The sequence below is a fragment of the Paraburkholderia sp. CI3 genome, from assembly GCF_050436505.1.
In the GTDB taxonomy this organism is placed as follows: domain Bacteria; phylum Pseudomonadota; class Gammaproteobacteria; order Burkholderiales; family Burkholderiaceae; genus Paraburkholderia; species Paraburkholderia tuberum.
The window spans coordinates 1,954,383-1,974,597 of the sequence record NZ_JBNDMI010000003.1 but is presented as its reverse complement, the minus strand read 5'-3'; the positions used below and the strand labels follow the sequence as shown (position 1 = coordinate 1,974,597).

The window sequence follows — 20,215 nt, the reverse complement described above, 5'->3', positions numbered from 1 at the left end:
ATCCAATTAATGTGAAGCTGAGGATTTTTGTATGCAAAATTCGGATCTCGACGCGGGTCTGACCGCTGCCCCGCTGATGCCGAAGGTCGAGCGTCAGCGCCTGCACGACACGGTGGTGGAGCACATCCGCCGCTTTATCGTCGAGGGAGCGCTGGAGCCCGGCAAGAAACTGAACGAGCGGGAGTTGTGCGAAACGCTCGGCATTTCGCGCACGCCGCTGCGCGAGGCGCTGAAGGTGCTGGCTGCCGAAGGTCTGATCGAGATTTCGCCGAACCGGGGCGCGTCGGTATCGAAGATGTCGGAAGCGGAGGTGCGTGAGACCTTCGAGCTAATGAGCGGCCTCGAAGCGTTTTCCGGCGAACTCGCGGCCGAGCGCATAACGGCGGCCGAACTCGCAGAGATCAAGGCGCTGCATTACGCGATGCTGGCGTGCCGCGCGCAGAACGATCTGCCGGGCTACTACAGTCGCAACCAGGCGATCCACGACAAGATCAACGAAGCGGCGAGAAATTCGGCGCTGCGGCAGACGTATGTGTCGGTCAACCGGCGGCTGCAGGCGCTGCGCTTTCGCTCGAACTATCAGACGCCGAAGTGGGACCGCGCGATTCACGATCACGATGAAATGCTGAAGGCGCTCGAAGCTCGCGACGGCAAGAAGCTCAGCGCGATTTTGCGGCAGCATCTGCTCGATAAGCGGGATGCGGTTTTGCAGGTGCAGGTGCAGGAGGAGGTGGTCGCTTCGGCCTCCGGGTTGAAGGCGTGATGCGGACAACTGATGCCGAATCCCGCTCCTCGCCACTCCGTCGGCAACAAAACTTGTCCACCTAAATTGTTGGCAAGCCTGTGGACAACCTTCGCACAGCGAGCTTAAGTGCTTGAAGCATGAGAACTATCTGCGCGCGGTGCACGCGTAGGCAGTGAGCGTCGCTACGGAGTCCGTGATACTGGCGAGTGGGCTTCGCAAGGATGCCGTTTCACTCGCGCCGGCCTCGAAGTCCAGTTGTCCACATAATTTGGGAACAAGCTTGTGGACAACCTGCGCACAGGCCTGCCAAGTGTTTGATACGGCAGGCCTATCGTGCGCGGATGCGGGAGCGGGCAGCGGCGCGGCACCTCACGCGATGCAAGCCAACGGCCGCGCCCTCCACCCTCGATTTCACTGCGTCGTTTCACGACTGCGCAACGACTCCGGCAACCCATACAGCACGATCAGCGCGCACACCACGCTCATCGCGCCGATCACATACAGCGCCGGCGTCGTGCTGCCGGTCAGATCCTTCACACGTCCGACCATCACCGGGCTCACGATCCCGCCGAGTTGCCCGAGCGTGTTGATCAACGCGATACCGCCCGCGGCGCCCGCGCCCGTCAGCAGCTTTGGCGGCAGCGCCCAGAATGCCGGGATCGACGCGACCACCAGCAAGGTGGTCTGCCTGTCGAAGAATCCCGCGGCGCTGAAGACGATCGCCTACGATTGCGGCTTCGGCACCGCCGACCGCATGCGCATCGTGTTTACGAAGCGGCTTGGCGTGACGCCGATGCGGTATCGCGAGCGCTTTCGCCCGGTGTGAATACGGCGTGAGAAAATCGTCGACTCTGCACGTCAACGATCACCAGGAACGACATGACCTCCTCTTCTCCGATTCGCGCGATCGTCACCGGCCATACGCGCGGCCTGGGCGCGGCGCTCGCCGAACAACTGCTCGCGCGCAACGTCACGGTGCTGGGTCTGTCGCGCTCGCGGCATGCCGCGCTGAAGTCGCGCTTTGCCGCGCGGCTCGAAGAGATCGAGCTGCCGCTGGCCGAGCCCGCACGCGTCGCGCAATGGATCGCCACCGACGCACTGAGCAACTTCGTGCGCGGCGCGCAGACGGTGCTGCTGATCAACAACGCGGGCATGATGCAGCCGATCGGGCCCATCGAAGGACAGGACGCCGCGAGCGTCGCGGACGCGGTGAGCCTGAACGTCGCGACGCCGCTGATGCTCGCGAGCGCGCTCGCCGCCACGGCCGTCGACGCAACCGACCGCCGCATCGTGCACATTTCGAGCGGCGCGGCGCGCAACGCGTATCCGGGCTGGAGCATCTACTGCGCGACCAAGGCCGCGCTCGATCATCACGCGCGCGCCGTCGCGCTCGACGCGAATCGCGCGCTGCGCATCTGCAGCCTCGCGCCGGGTGTGATCGATACGGACATGCAGGCGCAAATTCGCGGTAGCGGCGAAGAGCAGTTCCCGATGCGCCAGCGCTTCGACGACCTGAAGCGCAACGGCCAACTGTCGACGCCCGAGCAATGCGCGGCGCAGCTGATCGACTATGCGCTCAGCGATGCGTTCGGGCAGACGCCGGTCGCGGACATTCGCGAGATCGCGAAATCGGCCTGAACGGGCTATTGCTGCAGGGTATTTGCGCTCCCGAAAAGCCTCACCTCAAGCACGGAGCAGTGGCGGATCGGCGCCTGCTACCGTCGTCGTTTCTCCCGAAAAATCTCACCTTTGAGGTGAAAAGAGCACTCGAGGAGGCATTTCAGCGAGCGCATTGCGGCGCTCACACACCGCTCCCGAAATCCCTCACCTTTGATCGAACGCAGCCGGATCGCTTCGCCGATGCCGGCCGCGTACGCGGCAGATCGCCTGGACATTCAACGACTTACGTTACACAACCGGCGCACGGTCACCGCGACGGATGCAATGATTGGCGACTGCATGAAGCGCGTTTTGTACGTCGGCACGATGGGCCGTCGCCCGATACAGCATCGACGGCTCCCGAATATCCTCACCTATGGCTGACCGGCATAAATGCGCGCATTCCCGCGAGCCTCTTGCCGCGCGGTTTGTGCCGTTCCTGGGCCGGCCGGTTAGTTGCAAAAGAACCGCCCGCGCGCGACTCCCGAAAGTCCTCACCTTTGACGCGATGCACGCGCCACGTTCATTCGATCGGCACGTTCTTCAGCCCATGCACCGCGACGACGTTCTTCATCGCGTCGACGAGCGCCGTTCTAAGCTGCGCGGGCAGATGGCCGCAAAATTCGTCGTCGTTCTGATCGTCCAATTGCGCGAGTTCGGGGACGAGCGCCTGTGCGGCATCGCTTAACGCGATCAGATGATTGCGACGGTCTTCGTCGACCGTCTCGGGTTCGAGCAGCGCCTTTGTCTCTTGTGCGCGCCGCCTTCGCCGGCTTCCGGCTAGACGGTCTGACCGCATGACGCCTCTGACGGAAACGTTGCATCGACGTGGGCGAACCTGACGAAAAGGAAGCAAGGTTGGGAATGCGATATTAGTTTCTCAGGAAAGCATTCGCAATTTGTAGCGCCGTCCGGGCGACTCCCGAATTCCCTCACCTTCAATTTTGAAGTGCGCGTACAGGTGCGCATATTCTCACCTCGGCGGCTCCCGAATCTTCTCACCTATCAGTATCGGCGCGTGCGCCGCAGAATATAATCGGAGCCGACGGTCGATGACTCGTCGCGAGGCGGTAGTGCGTTGCGCCGCCTCTTCCCCGCTGGCAGCACGCGGCCCGAACGGCAGTTCCTCACAAACCGGCAAAGGAGGAAGAATGAAAACAAACGGCGCGAGCAGAATCCTCGGTGCACTGTTCGCGGTGGCCATCGCGACTTGCGCGACCTATGCAAACGCACAGACGCGCGAGATGCCGAACGATGCGTCGATGCAAAGCCAGTCGGTCCCAGCGGCTTCGAACCGGAACAACAACCGGTCCGACAGCGCAATCGTCCGCGACGTCCGCCGCGCTTTCACGCGCACCACGAACCTCAATTCGGCGAACATCCGTGTCGAAGCGCGTCACGGCATCGTTACGCTGACCGGCACCGTGCCGCGGCAATCGCAAATCGCGCGAGCCGGCAACGCCGCGCGATCGGTTCGCGGCGTCAGAAGCGTGCATAACCGGCTGACCGAGCGACGGCGCGCCAATCAGTGAGCACGGCGTGGTGGCATCGGCCGGACGGATCGGTGCCGCCTGTTCGACCTCCCCCCTATATCGGCCTCGACCCGCATGTCATTCAAAGTGCCCACCGTCGCGCGCCGCACATTTTTTCTGCTCTGCTTAAGAAACAGGTTGACCTCGGCGGAAGGCGAACCCTAGAATTCAAAAATCATCACCAATGGGGCTCATGCCTTGGACACCTGCAGTAGCCGACTTTCGAACAGATTCGCTGCCTGACCGGCAGGACGTCCGCGCTCTCTTCATCAGCCGCCGTCTTGCCAGTTGGCAGACGGTGCGCGCCGCAGTTTCTTCCCGTGCACCTAAAGTAACGTCGTATCCGCATGACAGGAACGCCGCGATCACGCGCGTTCCCGCGCCGATACGGCGTCCCATCGCGAGCCTTGCGCTTGCGGTCGCGTTTGCGCGCGCGTTGTCAGTCAACGCAAACAGTTCAACGCAATGCGCGCGAACGCGTGGATAAACACGTGCGTAGCGAACGTGCGTAGCGAACGCTTCAGACGCTCGAACGCAGTCCCCGCTACACACCGACAAGGAGCCGCCATGCCCGACAGTGACAGTTATCCCTTATGCCGCTTCCCCGTTCTATCAACCGAGGAAAGCGAGTAGACCTCCACCGCCGCGCCCGGACATACGCGGCCTCCGTGTCTGCTGGCTTTCCACCAGCGCGTCGAAACCGGCGCACGGAGATCCCTCATGCAATTCGGCCTCCTTCTTTCGCAGTTCCCGCGTGTGCAGGAATCGCGCGCCCATTACGACGGCATGCTCGTGCTGCACGCACCGCATCCGTTCATCGCCTTCTGCCGTCGCGTGATGTCGCGCGTGGCATAGCGTTTCGCGATCCTTCGACAAATACAACCAGGAGAGAACGACATGTCTACTCCGACGAACATTTCCTCCGCGCGCAGCGCCGTGCTCGATTCGGCACACGTCGGCGATATCAAGGGCGCGCTCGGCACGATCGCTCACCATGACATCGCGCCACGCACGAGCTGGTGGGCGCGCCTGCGCACGCTGCTCGCGATCCTCGGCCCCGGTCTGATCGTGATGGTCGGCGACAACGACGCGGGCGCATTCGGCATCTACACGCAGGCCGGCCAGAACTACGGCACTACGTTGCTGTGGACCATGCTGTTGCTGGTGCCGGTGCTGTTCGTCAATCAGGAGATGGTGTTGCGGCTCGGTGCGGTCACGGGCGTGGGCCACGCGCGGCTTATTTTCGAGCGCTTCGGCAAGTTCTGGGGCGCGTTCAGCGTCGTCGATCTGTTCCTGCTGAACGCGCTAACCATCGTGACGGAATTCATCGGCATCACGTTCGTGCTCGACTTCTTCGGCGTCTCGAAGATCGCGGGCGTGTGTATCGCCGCGGCGCTGACGATGGCCGCCGTCAGCACCGGCGACTTCCGTCGCTTCGAGCGTTTCGCGGTCGCGCTGTGCGTGTTGAGCCTGCTGCTCGTGCCGGTGCTCGTGTCGATTCATCCGCCGGTCGGCCAGATCGCGCGCGACTTCTTCATTCCGAACTGGCCCGCGCACTCGAAGCTGTCCGACGTGATGCTGCTCGTAATCGGCATCGTCGGCACGACGGTTGCTCCGTGGCAGCTGTTCTTCCAGCAGAGCTATGTGGTCGACAAGCGCATCACGCCGCGCTTCATGAACTACGAAAAAGCCGACCTTTGGATCGGCATCGTGTTCGTACTGATCGGCGCGGTCGCGATGATCTCGTTCAGCGCGGCGCTGTTCGACGGACGGCCCGGGTTCGGCAACTTCACGGACGCGGGCGGTGTGATCGCCGGTCTCGAGAGATACGCGGGACGTACGTCGGCCGTGCTGTTCGCGATCGCACTGTTCGACGCGTGCGTGATCGGCGCGGCGGCTGTGTCGCTATCGACCGCCTATGCGATCGGCGACGTGTTCAAGATCCGCCATTCGCTGCACCGTAGCGTGTCGGATGCGAAGGGCTTCTACGTCGTGTACTTCGCGATCGTCGCGGCCGCCGCGGCATTGGTGCTGATTCCAGGCAGCCCGCTCGGTCTGTTGACAGAAGCGGTGCAGACGCTCGCCGGCGTACTGCTGCCGAGCGCGACCGTGTTCCTGCTGCTGCTGTGCAACGATCGCGCGGTGCTCGGTCCGTGGGCCAATTCGAAGAAGCTCAATCTGTTTACCGGCGCGGTGATCTGGGTGCTCGTGATGCTGTCGATCATCCTGACCGCGTCGGTGATCTATCCGGACTTCGCGGCGGAAACGATCATCGAAGTCCTGGCGGGCGGCACGTTGCTCGCGGTCGTCGGGTATGTGGCGAGCTTCGGGATGCGCAAGCTGCGCGGCGAGTCCGCGGCCGAGCCGGCTCCGGTCTATGCGAAGGACGCGCGCAACACGTGGCGCATGCCGCCGCTCGACGAACTGCCGCCGCCGCGTCTGACGCTCGCCAAACGCGTATGGATGGGCGTGCTGCGCGGCTATCTGCTGCTCGCGATCGCGCTCGTGATCGTCAAGGTCGTGCAGATGGCGTTGCTGAAGTAGTGCGAATGGTGAGGAGTTCCAGGAGGTCCGGGCAATGGTGAGGTTTTACGGGAGCCATGTCGGGAGCGACAACGTAAGCGCTGCCGGAGCCCGAGCTGGCCGGCAGCGCTTCAAATGACTCATTGCCCTTCCACGCGCGCGGCACCCGGTGAAAATTCCGGTCGAAATAAATCAGGCTGTCGCCGTCGGCGCGCACGCGAATCTGCGTGGTCTCCACGAACATGACCGAGTGCGAGCCGACTTCCTTCGCTTCCACGATCTTCCCCTGCAAGCTGGCGTGCACGGCGTGCTCGAAGTATGGAGCCCGCCGGACGAGCGGCCGAAATGACCCGGCCGCCTCGGCCCTTGGCAGACGCATCAGCGCATGTACAGGCCTCCGTTGACGTCCCAGCACGCGCCATTGGCGAAATAAGCGTCACCGGAAGCGAGCATCACCGCGACATCGGCAACATACGACGCGGCTCCGAGCTTGCCGACCGGTATCGCTTCGATCACTTTTGCCAGCTTGTCCGCCGCCACGCTCTCGTGAACGATCGGCAAATCGAGCGGCCCCGGCGAGATCGCGTTGACTGTCACACCGCGCGCGGCGAGATCGCGCGCGAAGACCTTGGTCAGCGTCAGTACGCCGCCCTTCGCGGCTGCATAGTGCGCGCCCGTTGCCGAGCCGCCATTCTGCCCCGCCAGCGACGCGATATTGACGATGCGGCCCACGCCGCGCCGCGCGAAGTACTGCCCGAATACCTGGCAGCCGAACAGCACGCTGCGCAGATTCACGTTGACGACCTGATCGAACTGCTCGGCGGTAATGTCCATCACGGGCACGACCTTCGAGGCGCCCGCATTGTTGACGAGCGCGTCCACGCCGCCCCAACGTTCGAGCAACGCGTCGCGCGCTGCCTCGAAGTCCGCCTTGCGCGTGACGTCGAGCCGGATTGCGCAGGCGCTCGAACCGTCGCTGCTGAGTTCATGCGCGAGCGCTTGCGCGGGTTCGATCGCGATATCGGCCAGCGCGACCCTGTAGCCTGCTTCGTGAAAACGACGCGCGACAACGGCGCCAAGTCCGCGCGCGGCGCCCGTCACGAGCGCGATTCTGTTCGACATGTTGCTGACTCCTTGATTGCGTTCAGGCGGATTGCGCGAGGCGCGCTTCGAGGTGCGCGGCGACCGCGCACACCGTTTCGTCGTCGTTCTTGCGACCGATGATTTGCAGGCCCGCCTTCAGCGTCGAGCGTTCGATCGGAACGGGCAGGCTCAGCGCCGGATGCCCGCTCAGGTTGAACGGCCGGATCAACGACGACATGCCGATCACCGACGTGCCGGCGCGTGCCGCTTCGAGCGTGATCGGCAATGAGGGCAGCGTCGGCAGCACGAGTACGTCGACCCGGTCGAGCGCGCGGTCCACTTCGTCGGTGAAGGTGCGGCGCACGCGTTCCGCCGCGTCGAGATCGGCGGCGCTCGTGGCCGCGGCCGCGCGCAGGCGCGCTTCGATATCGGCGCCGAGCTTGCCGCTTGCCACCAGATGGCCGAAGGCGCGCGATGTCTCCGCGTTGATCACCGCGAGGCCGGCCGTGAATGCGTTCTTCAGCGACGCGAGTTCGATCGCTTGCGTGGCGAGTTCGGTCTTTCCGACCGCGTCGGCGATTGCTTTGGCGATGTCGTCATCCGCGTCGACTGCGACCATGCCAATGCGCAACTGCGAAACGTCTCGACGCGCATCGTCAGCGCGAAACGAAGGATCGATCGCCGTCATCACGCGAATCAGCGTGTCCGTCTCGCGCGTAAACGGTCCAACGCAGTCGAGTGTCGTGACGCGCGGCGCCACGCCGTGCCGCGACACGCGGCCGAACGTCGGCTTCAGGCCGATAACGCCGCAGCATGCGGCCGGGCCGCGGACCGAGCCACCGGTGTCGGTACCGAGCGCGGCGTCCACGAACTTCTGCCCGACCGCCGACGCGGACCCGCTCGACGATCCGCCCGGAATGCGTGCCGCGTCCTGCGGATTGACCGGCGTGCCGGAAAAGTCGTTGATGCCGGTCATGCCGAACGCGAGTTCGTGCATGTTGGTCTTGCCAGTGACGCGCCAGCCGGCGTCGAGCAAACGCCGCACGACTTCGGCGTGCTCCGATGCAAGCGGTGCGTCGGCAAGCGCGCGGCTTGCCGCTGTCGTCGCGTAGCCGGCGACGTCGATGCTGTCCTTGATCGCGATCGTCGGCGCGTCGGCGCTGTCCGTCGCGCTCAGATCGAATGTCTGCAGAAATGCGCTCATGCCGAAACTCCCTGGGCCGGGTTGACTTGCCACGGTGCATCGAAAAGACGCTCGGTACGGAAATGGCGGATCAGCCATGTCGCGCCCGCATCGTGAGTGGCGGGCACGAAGTCGATTTCGAGGCGCGCCGCGATCAGTTCCGCTTTCGCCTCGACATAACCCGAAGCCTGCAACATGATCCAGCGACCCTTCGCCGTGTCGCCGTTCACCTCGATATGCTCCGCAGTCAGAAAGTGCACATTGGTCGCGAAGTGCGGCGTGGGCGGCAGGTAACGCTGCAGCATCGCGACGATCTGCGCCGGCCCTTCGAGACGCCCGAACTTGTTCGCGTACTGCGGGCCGATGCCTTCCCAGATCGCGTCTTCGGCGAACAGCGCGGCGAGCGCCTCGCCTTCGAGCGCGCGCATGGGCACATCGCACAGCGCCATGTAGCGCGCGATCGTCTTACGCACCGCGTTCTGTGCTTCTAGCGCTTTGACGCGCGCGAGCAGCGCGTCGATAGCCGGATCGGTCATCGCGTCACGCATGGTTGGCGACCGCTGGCGGCACCGTCAGCGCACGGCCGACGCGCGCCTCGATCTTGCCGTAGCGCCACAGGTTGTAGTCGCCGACCGGCGTCGTCCGATACAGATTGCACACGGCCACCGCGGTATCGAAGTCGGCGACGTCGGCCATGATGTAGAACGTCCACGGCGCGCCATCGGCGTTGCCGACCACGAGCCGATCGTCGTCCATCACGCCCAGCACGCGCACGTTTTCCATCGCTTCGATCGCGTTCAGCATCTTGCCGTACGCTTGCCACACTTCGCCGATCTGTTCGCGCGGCAAGTCGAAGAAGTTCTGCGAGACGCCGCAGCAGAACAGCACACGCAAAGGCAGGTTTCGGTTGTCGCTCATGGGAACGTTCCTTGGTTCGATTGATTGAAGAGAGCTCACAGGTAGCCGGGAATCGGCTGCACGCCGACGAACACGGCGCCGGCTCCGTCGTAATTGCCTTCGCCGAGGAAGGCGTGTTGCGTGACGACCATCGCATCGCGCGCGAGACGTTGCAGCGGATGGTTGCGATAGATCGCCATCGTGCCGCCCAGCCGATACGCGCGGTTCACGACGTCGGCGCCTTCCCGCGCGATCTGCGTGAGCGCCGCGCGCGCGAGGCCCAGATTGACGACCGCCAGCACTTGCGCCTGCAGTCCCAAGCCTGAGCGCATCGCGAAGCTAGCGGCCCAGCGCCCGCGCGGTCTTGCCGCCGATGCCGAAGTCCGTGTTGGGAATGTCTTTGATCATCACGCGCGTGGAAGGCAGCGGCAGGTCGAGGATCGCGGCGATCGTTTCGGATAGCTGGGCAATCAACGCGACTTTCTGCGCATCGGTGCGACCCGCTATCAGGATTGCGATGATGACCGGCAACGCGGCAGGCGTGAGCTTGCCGGCAAGACCGGCGTTCGTTGCCGCCAGCTCCGATAGCAGAATGCGCACGGACTCCGCGGGCGCGGCGATTGCCTCGACGGTCGCATCGGTCAACCCTTGAATCAGTTTCGCCTTGCGTTCGTCTGGATGGCCTTGCGGCAAATAGACTTCGAGTGTCGGCATGATGACCGGTCAGAGCAGGAAGCCGATCGCGCTCAGCGCATCGGTGGAATCGATCAGGCGGATCACTTTCTCGACGAGACGCGGCTCGCCGCTCGCCATGTTGATCTTGTGCGTCAGATCGGCCGCGAAGATCGTCGACGTGCCGCGCTTGTACGCAATGATGATCTGCGACGACTTCACTTCGACCACGTCCGCGCTATCGCTCGCGAGCGTGAAGCGCGACACCGTGCGCACCGTGCGCGCGGCATCCGACGCGGATGCCGAATAGCCGGACGTCATGCGCTGCACGCGCAGCTCGCGCATGTGCTGATCGTCGTACGCGTAGTTCAGCGTTGCCGCGTAATCGGTCGCGTTCGGATCGATCGGCACCACGTAGTGGCCCGCCGGGTCCCACAACTCGAGCCACTCGCGATAGTCGCGTCGATCGAGCAATTCGGCTTCGCGCCAGATGAACTCGATCGCGCGCGCAAAGGTCTGGTGGGAAAAGAGTGCGTTTCTGTCGTCCATCATGCCTGCTCCATCATTGCGCGCCATTGCTTGTAGGCTTCGCGCATGCCGGTCTCATCGGTTGCGTGGGCGGTTTTCTCGCCGTTCGCGGCGGTCGTTTCGCGATTCAGACCGCGATTGACGAGGATCGGTACGTCCGGTCCCGCATGCGAGCCGCGCTGCACGCGCTCCCACGCTTCGGCGTCGTCGGGACTGCCGAAGCCGAACGGGCCCTGGAAGTGCTCGTGAATGCGCAGGCGCACGCGGTTCGCTTCTTCAGGACCGCCGTCCATCGCGAGCGCGACGTGGCGAATCTCCGTTTCCTCGGCGGAAATCGGCCGCAGCACTCGGAAGAACGCCATCGACAGCGCGAGATTCGGGAACAGGTTCAGGTTGAAGCCGACGCCCATCAGCGAGCGCACGATGCGGCGCACTTCTTCCGGCGGGTGCTTTTGCGCGAGTTGCGCGGCGAGTTCGCTGAAGCGCTCGGGCAGCGGCGCACCATCGTCGCGGTCCAGATCGACGATCTCGGGCATCAGCACCGCGAGGCTGTGACCGTTGCCGAGCGAGCGGCAGAACGCCTGGTCGCTCGTCATGAAGCTGGTGATCGCGGCAGCGGTTTCGTCGTCGATGGACTTCATCCACGACTTGTGCACGACCGGGAAGTGGTACAGATCCGTCGTGTTTTCGAGCTGGATCTTCCAGTTGCCCTTGAACTTGAACTTGTGCTCGCCGTTGGCCTTGATCGGATAGCCCGCGCCCTGCTTCATGAACAGGTCGATCCACGGCTTCGCGCCGCCGAGGAAGTCTTCGAGCGGTTCGATCGTTTCGTTGAAGCTCGCGAAAATGAGGCCCTGATAGACGCCCACGTGCAGCTTCTTGAGCGGCAGATCGCCCTTTTCGCATACGCCTTCGTAAGCGTCGCCGTATGGCAGAGCGCGCAGCGTGCCGTCGAGCGCATAAGACCAGCTGTGATATGGGCACGTGAAGCCCTTCGCATTGCCCTTGTGCTCTTCGCACACGGTCGCGCCGCGATGCCGGCAGCGGTTTTGCAGTACGTTGACCGCGCCGCTCTTGTCGCGCACGACGATCACCGGCTGCCGGCCGATCGTCGTCGTGATGAAATCGCCGGGCTTCGGGAGCTCGCTGTCATGCGCGACCCAGATCCACGTCTTGTAGAAAATGCGCTCGAGTTCGACTTCGAACAGCTCGGGATCGTAGTAGAGGGAAGGCGCGATGCGATCGGCCTCGGCGCGCCGGGCTAAAGCGCTGGTGTCGATGGTTTGATAGGTCGGCGTACTCATCGTATGCGGGGGACAGTTGCGTGGTTGGAATGAAGACGCACATCGACGCGACGAGTCGCGTGCCACACATCAGCGCATCCTCTCGTTGACATCAGTCTCGCTTTGCGACGATCATGCGTCAAATCGATTAAAAACAGGTTGTCGAATAAGTTCGGCTGATATCACAAGAGACCCCATGACCTCCATCGACCACGTCGATCTCAATCTGCTGAGGGTGTTTCAGGCGATCGTCGAGGAGCGCAGCCTGACGAAAGCGGGCGAACGCCTCGCGCTGTCGCAACCCGCGGTCAGCTACTCGCTCGGCCGTCTGCGCACGATGTTCGACGATCCGCTCTTTATCCGCACGCGCGCGGGTATGCAGCCGACCCCCGTCGCGCTCGAGCTCGCGGAAATCGTCGGCCACGCGCTCGACACCGTGCGTCAGGCGCTGCGTTACGCGGAACGTTTCGATCCGGCGACGAGCACGCGCACGTTTCGTCTGTCGCTATCGGATGCGGGCGAAATGGCCTATCTGCCCGCGCTGTGCGCGGCGCTGCAGAAGTCCGCGCCGCGCGCGAAGCTGGTCGTCGAGCCGTTGCCGGTGGAGGAGATCGAGGAGGCGCTGCGCTCGAGCCGGTTGGACTTCGCGATCGGCAATCTGCCGTCGCTGTTGCCGCGCACGCGCCATAGCCTGCTGTTCGAGGAATCGTATGTGTGCATGACGCGCAAGCGCCGCGACCTGCCGAGCGGTGACACGCTGAAGCTCGAACGGTTTGTGGCCGCGTCGCACATCCAGGTGCGCTCGCTCGAACACAGTCACCATGCGCTCGACGACGCGCTGCGCGCGCAAGGCGTCGGCCGCAATATCGCGTTCGCGTTGCCGCACTTCGTCGCGGTGCCTGGCGTGCTGGCCGCGACGGATCTGTTCGCGACGCTGCCCGAACGGCTCGCGCATATCCTCAATCGCGGCGACGCGTTCCGGATCTATGCACTGCCCGTGCCGCTGCCGAAGGCCGCCGTGACGATGCACTGGCACGAGCACTTCCACGAAGACGAAGGCATCGCGTGGATGCGCGGCCTCATCACCGAGATCCTCGCGGGCTTCGAGAAAATGTGACTGCGCGCAGGTGAATCAGAGGTCGAGCACGAGCACGGGGGTTCGCGAGCGCGACACGCAGCAGCAGATCACGCTATTGCTCGCGCGCTCGGCCTTGCTCAGGCAGTGATCGCGATGCTCGGGCTCGCCGCTGACCACATCGACCATGCAGGTGCCGCACACGCCTTCGCCGCATGACGTGTCCACTTCGATACCGATCGACGCGAGCGCGTCGACGATCGACGTGTTCGCATCGACTCGCACCGTCTGACCGCTGCTCGCCAATTGCACGAAGAAGCTGTCGAGCGATGCTTCGGCCACGGGAGCCGGCTCCGCCTTGAAGCGTTCGAGATGAATCGCTTCCGCGGGCAAGCGTTGCTGAGCGCTCGCTACGACAAAATCCATGAACGGCGAGGGACCGCACGTGTAGACATGCGCGTTCGCGCCTGCATCGAGCAGGCACGCATCGAGCGCGGGTTTCAGCTCCTCGGGCTGCACGCCGAAATGCAGCTTCGCGTGCCGCGCGAACGGCTCGCGCGTGAGCAGCGTCATGAAGGCCGCGTGCGCCTCGCTGCGGGCGAAATAGTGCAGCGTGAAGCGCGCGTGCCGCGCGGCGAGCCGATAAGCCATCGACAGCAACGGCGTAATGCCGATGCCCGCGCCGATCAGGATGTGCTCGTCCGCGCTTTCTTCGAGACGAAAAAGGTTGCGCGGCGCGCCGACCGACAGCTCGGTGCCGACGCTCACCTCTTCATGGAGCGAGCGCGAGCCGCCGCGCGATTGCTCCTCCTTCTTCACCGCGAAAATCTGCGACTCGATGCACTCCGGGTCGCCGCACAACGAGTATTGCCGCGTGACGCCCGAAGGACTCGTGACGTCGATATGTGCGCCGGGTTCGTAGCGCTCGAACGGCAGCCCATCGAGCCGCGAAATGCTGAACGAGCGGACCCCGTGCGCTTCTTCGCACAAGGCGTCGACCCGAACCTTCAGGGTTTGCGCTTGCATGATTACCTTCCGATGTATTCCTGGGGGGACGATATGCCAAGATTAGCGCCCCGCATCGAATAAGCAAAATAGATTAAAAACCCGCGCTTGCATCAATGCGATTTATTTTATACTGAAGTGTCAGGCGCCCGACAGCGCGTCCTCCTTGCGTTGCGATTCGCTGCGCGGCTGCGTCGCGTCGTTCGAAAACGGTATGTTCGGCTTCGTGAAGAAGCTCAGCACGATGCCGAAGAGCATCACGCCGATCGACAGTGGCCTTCAGCGACAGGCGTTTCATGTGTCGTCCTCCAGATGCGGTTTATTTTTTGTGGTGAAGCCACGCGATTGCGCGTGCGATCCGGGACGCTCAGCCTTTCAACGTTCCCGAGCCGAAGGCCGCGACGGCGTCGCGGAACCGCTGGCTGCCGTACACCTGCTCGACGAGATCCTCGTCTGCGAGGCTTTGATCGATCACGATGCGCCGCAAGCTCTCCTTGACCGCATGCTGCGTCACGGGCGATAGCGCAACGAGCCGCTCGGCGAGCGCGCACGCCGCGTTGCCGACCTGTTCCTTCGCCGTGACGTCATACACATAGCCGCACGCGTGCGCTTCGGCGGCGCTGAGGAAATCGGAGAGCAGCAGCATCTTCTTCACGCGCGGCACGCCGAATGCCGCCACGAGCCTCGCGAGATTGCGTGACGACAGCGTGTTCGATAACGTCTTTGCGATCGGCGCGCCGAAGCGCGAGCCCTCCGCACAGATGCGGAAGTCACACGCGGTAGCGATGGCGAGTCCGCCACCCACGGCCCAACCGTCGATCGCGGCGACGGTGGGCACCGCAATGCGTTCGACCGCGTCGATCACCAGTTCGACGAGCGCTTCGTATTCGACGCCCTGCGAGCCTGCCGTAAAGTCGCGGAAGTAGTCGATGTCGGTGCCCGAGATAAAGGACTTGCCGCCCGCGCCGCGTAGAACGATGCAACCTACGGTTTCGTCCGCGCGGCATTGGTCGATCAATGCCAGCAAGGTCTCGTACATCGGAATCGACATCGCGTTGTGCCGCTCGGGGCGGTCGATCACGATCTGCGCGACCGACTCCGTCAGACGTTCGAGCCTGACTTTCTCACTCGTCGCTTCGCTCATTTCGCGGCCCCGTTGATCTCTGCGTAAAGCTCGTCGTTGTGCTCGCCCAGCCGCGGCGGATGGCGTCGCACGCGCTGCGGCGTACCGAGCATCTTGACCGGAAAGCCGATGTTCTTGACCTTGCCTTCAACCGGATGGTCGATCTCCATGCACATGCGGCGATACTGCGCATGTTCGCTGCTGAAGGCTTGCGGATACGACAGGATCGGTCCGGCGGGAATGCCCGCGGCCAGCATCGTCTCGATCCATGCCTCGCAGTCGCGCTGGCCGAACGACTCCTCGAGCGATTCGATCAGCGCTTCGCGGTTCTTCAGGCGCAAGGAAACGGTCTCGAACTCGGGATTCGTCAGCAGATCGGTCCGCTCCAGCAGTTCGCAAAGACGCGACCACAGCTTCTGGTTGGTTGCGCCCATCACGAAGTAACCGTCGCGCGCCTTCACGGCCTGATACGGCGCGCTCATCTTGTTGCTTGTGCCAAGCGGCGTCGGCTCGACACCCGTTCCCCAGTAATCCGACATGTCCCAGATCGAGAAGGCCATCGCCGAATCGAACAGAGACGCGTCGATGTGTTGCCCCTGCCCGGTCTTCTGCGCGCCGATATAAGCGGAAAGCACGCCGTACACGGCGAACAGCGCACAGCCGATGTCCGCCACCGGCACGCCGGCCTTCACGGGCTTGCCGCCTTTGTAGCCCGTCACGCTCATGACGCCGGACATGGCCTGCGCCATCAGGTCGAAGCCGGGGCGCTGCGACCACGGGCCACTCTGACCGAAGCCCGAGATGCTCGCGTAGACGATCTTCGGGTTGATTTCACGGATCGTCTCGTAATCGATCCGCAGCCGCTGAACCACGCCGGGTCGATAGTTCTCGACGATCACGTCGGCGGTCCTGGCCAGCTTGTAGAAAAACTCGCGCCCTTCGTCGGTCTTCAGGTCCAGCGCGACCGAGCGCTTGTTGCGGTTCATGTTCAGAAAGCCCATGCTGTCCGGGCCTTTCATCTTGAAGCCCATGGCGCCGCGCGTCTGGTCGCCTTCGAGGGGTTCGACCTTGATGACGTCCGCGCCGAGATCGGCGAGCATCATGCAGGCGAACGGGCCGGCCATCACCTGGCTGACGTCGAGCACACGGATGCCCTGCAGCGGCAACGGCCGGTTGTCCGTATCCGCGTCGTCGCTGGATGGTGTTTGTGCGTGGCTTTGCGTCATGTCGTCTCCTGTTTTTCCTGCCGGGCCGCTGTCGCGCGGCCGGCCGTTGCAGCACCGTGTTGGCGTGCGTCAACTGTCGCGCACGCGAGGGTGCCGCCGCAAGAATGCGACGGTCATACCTGGTTTCGCAAAAGACGAAGGGGGTGCTTTGCAGTCGAGGGTGTCGAGCGCAGGAACTGCTGCGCCCGCGCTTCAGCGGCCGGCCACGCGCCGTCCGGCCGTGAGCGCGGCTTCGACGTTGCGCAGCGTCTGCGCCTGCGCATGTCCTTCCACACAAGACAGTACGTAGCTACGTTGATGCCAGTCACCGGCGAGCTCGACGACGCCGAGGCCGTCCTCGGGATGGAAGCTGCGCAGCACGTCGGGCGGCATCAGACCCATGCCGAGCCCGTGCCGCACGACGGCGAGCATCGTGTCGAAACCATTGACCAGATAGTCGCAATCGAAGCGGCGGCCGCGGCTGTGAAACGCGCGCTGCACGGCGGCAAGGATTGCCGAGCCCTTGCCGAGGCTGACGAGCGGAAGCTCGAGCAAGGCGTCGAGCGTGATCGGCTGCGGATCAAGATGGAAGTGTGCGCGGCTATAAACGAGCACCAGCCGGTCCTCGCGATAGCGCATTTGCGGCAGATCGAGAAAGCCGCTCTTCTTTTCGTAGATGCCGATGTCGATCATCTTGTCGCGCAACATCTGCTGCACGATGCGGCTGTTCTCTTCGACGATCGTCAGCGAGATGCCCGGATAGGCATTCCGGATCGCGGCGATATCCGCGGCGAGAAACTCGATGATCACGGCTTTCGGCGCGCCGATCACGATGCGTCCGTCGAACCCGCTCACGAGTGCCTGCGCCTCGCTCGCGAGCCGGTCCACCAGCGTGTCGACCTGCTGCAGATAGCCGAGCAGCTTGCCACCCGACTCGGTCATTTCTACGCCATGCGGTACGCGCCTGAAGAGCTTCGTGCCGAGTTGCTCCTCGAGATCCGACACGCGCCGCGACGACGCCGCCACCGCGAGCCCCAGCCGGTTGGCCGCCCGCGAGATGCTGCCCTCTTCGACCATCGCGACGACGAGACGAACGGTGGTGGTGTCGACTTTCATGCGCTGACATGAGGACCGGGTCTTTGGGGGAGTGCCATGTTACCGCACTCCTTTACCTCAGACTGCGCGGGCCAAAGCGAAGCCTTCGCGCGATACACGTCACCGCGCGAAGGCTTGCACGCCAGGCAGGCGAAGCATTACGGCTGACGCGTTTCGTGCGTGAACTTCAGCGTGACGACGGTAACGAGACCGAGCAAGATCAGGAACACGGCAACCGGCCAGTAGGCCTGGTAGTGCGCGAGCAGCGCGGTCGCGATCAGCGGCGACAGGCCGCCCGCGAAGATCGACGCGACTTCGTGACCGAGCGCCACGCCGGAATAGCGGACTTCGGTGCTGAACAGTTCGCCGACGAGCGCTGGCAGCGTGCCGATCATCGCGCCGTGGCAGACGGCCGTGCCGAGCAAAAGCGCGAGCCAGATCAGCGGCGTGGACTGCGTGTTGAGCAGCCAGAAGAACGGAAACGCCATCACCACGAGCGACACCGCGCCGATCATATACACCGGCTTGCGCCCGATGCGGTCCGACAGCTTGCCCCACGCGAGCATCGCGCCCATTTCGACCACCATCGCGAGCATCACGCCGGTCAGCATCACCGAATTCGAAATGCCGACGAACTTGCCGTACACGAGCGAGAACGCGAGAAAGATATAGGCGCCGCCGTTTTCCGCGACCCGCAGACCCATCGCCATCAGGATCTCTTTCGGGTGACGCTTGATCGCTTCGAGCACCGGCATATGCGCGGTCTTGCCGGCTTTCTCCGCGTTCTCGAAGTCGCGGCTCTCCGGCAGGTTGTGACGGATGTACACGCCGAGCGCGAAAATCACGATGCTCGCGAGAAACGGCAGACGCCATCCCCATGACATGAACTGATCGTGCGGCAGCGCTTGCGCCGCGAGGAACGCGCCCGCCGACAGCACGAAGCCGCCGCCCACGCCGAGCTGACTCCACGCCGCGAAATAGCCGCGTTTTTCGGGCGGAGCGTTCTCGCTGATCATCAGCACGCCGCCGCCCCATTCGCCACCTGATGCGATGCCTTGCAGCAAGCGCAAGCCCGCGAGCGCCGCGGGGGCGGCCAGACCGACGTGCTCATAGGTCGGCAACAGCCCGATGCCGAAGGTCGCAAAGCCCATGATCAGCAGCGTCCAGACGAGCGACGCGCGGCGTCCATAGCGGTCGCCGATATGCCCGAACACGATGCCGCCCAGCGGACGCGCGACGAAGCCGATCGCAAACGCGGCAAACGCCCCGATGGTGCCGATCAACGGGTCCGTGTGGGCGGGAAAGAACAGTTGCCCGAGCACGAGCGCAGCCGCGGTGCCGTACACGAAAAAGTCGTACCACTCCATCGCGTTGCCGGCCACCGACGCAATGATGATTTTCCTGAGTGCGCGATCCGACTCTGCCGTGGCGCGCCCGGCCGCGATCGGGGATTGAACGGAGGACATGTCTGCTCGCATCTGAAGTGGGGGGATGGCGGCCTTTCAGAAAAGGCTTCGCACGATACGCAGTGTCGAGGCGACAGATAGTGGCGTCAAATTAGCCGAAAAGCAGGGCGGGTATCAGTGCAGCTAATATGCCCGGCGTGCCCGGGCACCCGCCGGCAAGCTCACGGGCGCTCAGCGTGCCGGCTGATGAAACATCGTATGGATGGTCTCGCGCAGCCACGCGATGCCGGGGTCCGCCGCGAACTGCGAGTGGCAGTGCACCTGGATTTCGATCGGCGGCAGCGGAAACGGCAGCGGCAGAATCCGGAACGCCTTGCCGCGGTTGAAGCGCTTCGCGATGCTTTTCGGAAAGATCACGGCAAGATCGGTATTCATCACGATCTCGGGCGCGACGACGAAATGCGGCAGCCGCAGCACGACCTCGCGCTTCAGGTTCAGCTCGTCGAGCCATTGCTCGACCATCCGATGCCCGGTCGCATTGGTGCTCGCGTACACGTAGCGTAGCGCGCTCAGATCTTCGCGGCTCGGCCTCGTCTTGCGCAGCGGATGACCGGCGCGCACCACGCACACGTGCTCGTCGACGAACAGCGTCCGGCTCACGCAGCCCGCGTCGAGACCCGGCACATAGCCGAGCGCGAGATCGACTTCGCCGGCGCGCATCGCCGCGCTGACCGACTCGACCGGCACATTGGCAACCTCGATGCGGATGCCGCGCGCTTCGCGATCGAGCAGCGCGGCGAGCGGGGGCAAGAAGTAGAACTCCGACATGTCCGACATCGACACGCGAAACACCCGTCGCGCGGTCGACGGCTCGAACTTCGCCAGCTGCTGCACGGCTTCGTTGATGATCGCGAACGCTTGCGCGAGCGGCGGATAGAGGCGGTAAGCGGCATCGGTGGGGACCATGCCGTTGGGCGTGCGCGAAAACAGCGGGTCTTCGAACAGAGTGCGCAGACGGCGCAGCGCATGACTGACCGCCGGTTGCGTGAGACCGAGCCGATCGCCGGCCGCCGTCAGACTGCGCAGGTCCCAGATCGCGAGGAACACGCGCAGAAGATTCAGATCGGCGATGCCGGGATTCAGCTTGTTCATGCGCAGCTCTCGCAAACTAAGGCATGTCGCTGGCCGCGCGACGCGCCGG

20 protein-coding genes and 4 pseudogenes are annotated in these 20,215 nt (G+C 63.9%); 7 read left to right on the top strand and 17 right to left on the bottom strand.

What is annotated here, in order from left to right:
- The first annotated feature begins 31 nt into the window (after positions 1-31).
- Positions 32-763, top strand: a complete 732-nt coding sequence (locus tag OKW29_RS17850) for a GntR family transcriptional regulator (RefSeq protein WP_184037898.1) — start codon at positions 32-34, stop codon at positions 761-763.
- Positions 764-1,156: 393 nt separating this feature from the next.
- Here the strand turns inward: OKW29_RS17850 and OKW29_RS17845 are convergent.
- Positions 1,157-1,468: pseudogene (locus tag OKW29_RS17845) on the bottom strand (MFS transporter); the annotation flags it as partial.
- Here OKW29_RS17845 and OKW29_RS17840 point away from each other — a divergent pair.
- Positions 1,443-1,571 (top strand): annotated as a pseudogene (locus OKW29_RS17840) (AraC family transcriptional regulator); the annotation flags it as partial. The pseudogenes OKW29_RS17845 and OKW29_RS17840 sit on opposite strands and share 26 nt — an antisense overlap.
- Positions 1,572-1,624: 53 nt before the next feature.
- Complete coding sequence (locus tag OKW29_RS17835) at positions 1,625-2,383, top strand: SDR family oxidoreductase (RefSeq protein WP_429291956.1); 759 nt, start codon at positions 1,625-1,627, stop codon at positions 2,381-2,383.
- 544 nt (positions 2,384-2,927) lie between these two features.
- Here OKW29_RS17835 and OKW29_RS17830 read toward each other — a convergent pair.
- Positions 2,928-3,203, bottom strand: a complete 276-nt coding sequence (locus OKW29_RS17830; protein WP_429291955.1) for a hypothetical protein — start codon at positions 3,201-3,203, stop codon at positions 2,928-2,930.
- A gap of 352 nt (positions 3,204-3,555) precedes the next feature.
- Here OKW29_RS17830 and OKW29_RS17825 point away from each other — a divergent pair, with 352 nt between their 5' ends.
- The 3 genes from OKW29_RS17825 (at position 3,556) to OKW29_RS17815 (ending at position 6,480) form a co-directional block, all read left to right on the top strand.
- Positions 3,556-3,936, top strand: a complete 381-nt coding sequence (locus OKW29_RS17825) for a BON domain-containing protein (RefSeq protein WP_090808180.1) — start codon at positions 3,556-3,558, stop codon at positions 3,934-3,936.
- Between the two features lie 720 nt (positions 3,937-4,656).
- The gene (locus tag OKW29_RS17820) at positions 4,657-4,791 is read left to right on the top strand and encodes a hypothetical protein (protein WP_018424053.1); all 135 of its coding nucleotides are present in this window, start codon (positions 4,657-4,659) and stop codon (positions 4,789-4,791) included.
- 42 nt (positions 4,792-4,833) lie between these two features.
- Positions 4,834-6,480 carry an NRAMP family divalent metal transporter gene (locus OKW29_RS17815; RefSeq protein ID WP_429291954.1) on the top strand — a complete coding sequence of 549 codons (1,647 nt, stop codon included), beginning with the start codon at positions 4,834-4,836 and terminating at the stop codon, positions 6,478-6,480.
- A 136-nt stretch (positions 6,481-6,616) separates the two neighbouring features.
- Here the strand turns inward: OKW29_RS17815 and OKW29_RS17810 are convergent.
- The 9 genes and pseudogenes from OKW29_RS17810 to OKW29_RS17770 form a co-directional block, all read right to left on the bottom strand.
- Positions 6,617-6,757, bottom strand: a pseudogene (locus OKW29_RS17810) (4-hydroxyphenylacetate 3-monooxygenase reductase subunit); the annotation flags it as partial.
- A gap of 80 nt (positions 6,758-6,837) precedes the next feature.
- On the bottom strand, positions 6,838-7,581 hold the full coding sequence (locus OKW29_RS17805) for an SDR family NAD(P)-dependent oxidoreductase (protein WP_429291953.1): 744 nt from the start codon (positions 7,579-7,581) through the stop codon (positions 6,838-6,840).
- A gap of 22 nt (positions 7,582-7,603) precedes the next feature.
- On the bottom strand, positions 7,604-8,746 hold the full coding sequence (locus OKW29_RS17800; protein ID WP_429291952.1) for an amidase: 1,143 nt from the start codon (positions 8,744-8,746) through the stop codon (positions 7,604-7,606).
- Positions 8,743-9,273: a nuclear transport factor 2 family protein gene (locus OKW29_RS17795; RefSeq protein ID WP_429291951.1), complete on the bottom strand. Its 531-nt coding sequence runs from the start codon at positions 9,271-9,273 to the stop codon at positions 8,743-8,745. The genes OKW29_RS17800 and OKW29_RS17795 overlap by 4 nt, the downstream gene beginning before the upstream one ends.
- Complete coding sequence (locus OKW29_RS17790) at positions 9,266-9,643, bottom strand: hypothetical protein (RefSeq protein WP_184073051.1); 378 nt, start codon at positions 9,641-9,643, stop codon at positions 9,266-9,268. Before OKW29_RS17790 ends, OKW29_RS17795 begins: the two co-directional genes overlap by 8 nt.
- Positions 9,644-9,678: 35 nt before the next feature.
- A pseudogene (locus tag OKW29_RS17785) lies at positions 9,679-9,906 on the bottom strand (flavin-dependent monooxygenase); the annotation flags it as partial.
- Between the two features lie 55 nt (positions 9,907-9,961).
- Positions 9,962-10,336 carry a tautomerase family protein gene (locus OKW29_RS17780; RefSeq protein ID WP_429291950.1) on the bottom strand — a complete coding sequence of 125 codons (375 nt, stop codon included), beginning with the start codon at positions 10,334-10,336 and terminating at the stop codon, positions 9,962-9,964.
- A gap of 9 nt (positions 10,337-10,345) precedes the next feature.
- Positions 10,346-10,846, bottom strand: coding sequence for an aromatic-ring-hydroxylating dioxygenase subunit beta (locus OKW29_RS17775; protein ID WP_429291949.1), 501 nt, complete (start codon positions 10,844-10,846; stop codon positions 10,346-10,348).
- The gene (locus OKW29_RS17770; protein WP_429291948.1) at positions 10,843-12,126 is read right to left on the bottom strand and encodes an aromatic ring-hydroxylating oxygenase subunit alpha; all 1,284 of its coding nucleotides are present in this window, start codon (positions 12,124-12,126) and stop codon (positions 10,843-10,845) included. Before OKW29_RS17770 ends, OKW29_RS17775 begins: the two co-directional genes overlap by 4 nt.
- A 175-nt stretch (positions 12,127-12,301) precedes the next feature.
- Here OKW29_RS17770 and OKW29_RS17765 point away from each other — a divergent pair, with 175 nt between their 5' ends.
- Entirely contained in the window at positions 12,302-13,222 is a 921-nt protein-coding gene (locus OKW29_RS17765; RefSeq protein ID WP_429291947.1) for a LysR family transcriptional regulator, read from the top strand.
- Positions 13,223-13,237: 15 nt separating this feature from the next.
- Here the strand turns inward: OKW29_RS17765 and OKW29_RS17760 are convergent, their stop codons facing one another.
- The 6 genes from OKW29_RS17760 to OKW29_RS17735 form a co-directional block, all read right to left on the bottom strand.
- Entirely contained in the window at positions 13,238-14,206 is a 969-nt protein-coding gene (locus OKW29_RS17760; protein WP_429291946.1) for a PDR/VanB family oxidoreductase, read from the bottom strand.
- 346 nt (positions 14,207-14,552) lie between these two features.
- Positions 14,553-15,329, bottom strand: a complete 777-nt coding sequence (locus OKW29_RS17755) for an enoyl-CoA hydratase (protein ID WP_429291945.1) — start codon at positions 15,327-15,329, stop codon at positions 14,553-14,555.
- Positions 15,326-16,534, bottom strand: coding sequence for a CaiB/BaiF CoA transferase family protein (locus OKW29_RS17750; RefSeq protein ID WP_429291944.1), 1,209 nt, complete (start codon positions 16,532-16,534; stop codon positions 15,326-15,328). The genes OKW29_RS17755 and OKW29_RS17750 overlap by 4 nt, the downstream gene beginning before the upstream one ends.
- A 192-nt stretch (positions 16,535-16,726) precedes the next feature.
- Complete coding sequence (locus tag OKW29_RS17745; RefSeq protein WP_429291943.1) at positions 16,727-17,629, bottom strand: LysR family transcriptional regulator; 903 nt, start codon at positions 17,627-17,629, stop codon at positions 16,727-16,729.
- Between the two features lie 137 nt (positions 17,630-17,766).
- Positions 17,767-19,074: an MFS transporter gene (locus OKW29_RS17740; RefSeq protein ID WP_429291942.1), complete on the bottom strand. Its 1,308-nt coding sequence runs from the start codon at positions 19,072-19,074 to the stop codon at positions 17,767-17,769.
- A gap of 171 nt (positions 19,075-19,245) precedes the next feature.
- Complete coding sequence (locus OKW29_RS17735) at positions 19,246-20,166, bottom strand: LysR family transcriptional regulator (RefSeq protein ID WP_184037845.1); 921 nt, start codon at positions 20,164-20,166, stop codon at positions 19,246-19,248.
- Positions 20,167-20,215: the final 49 nt, after the last annotated feature.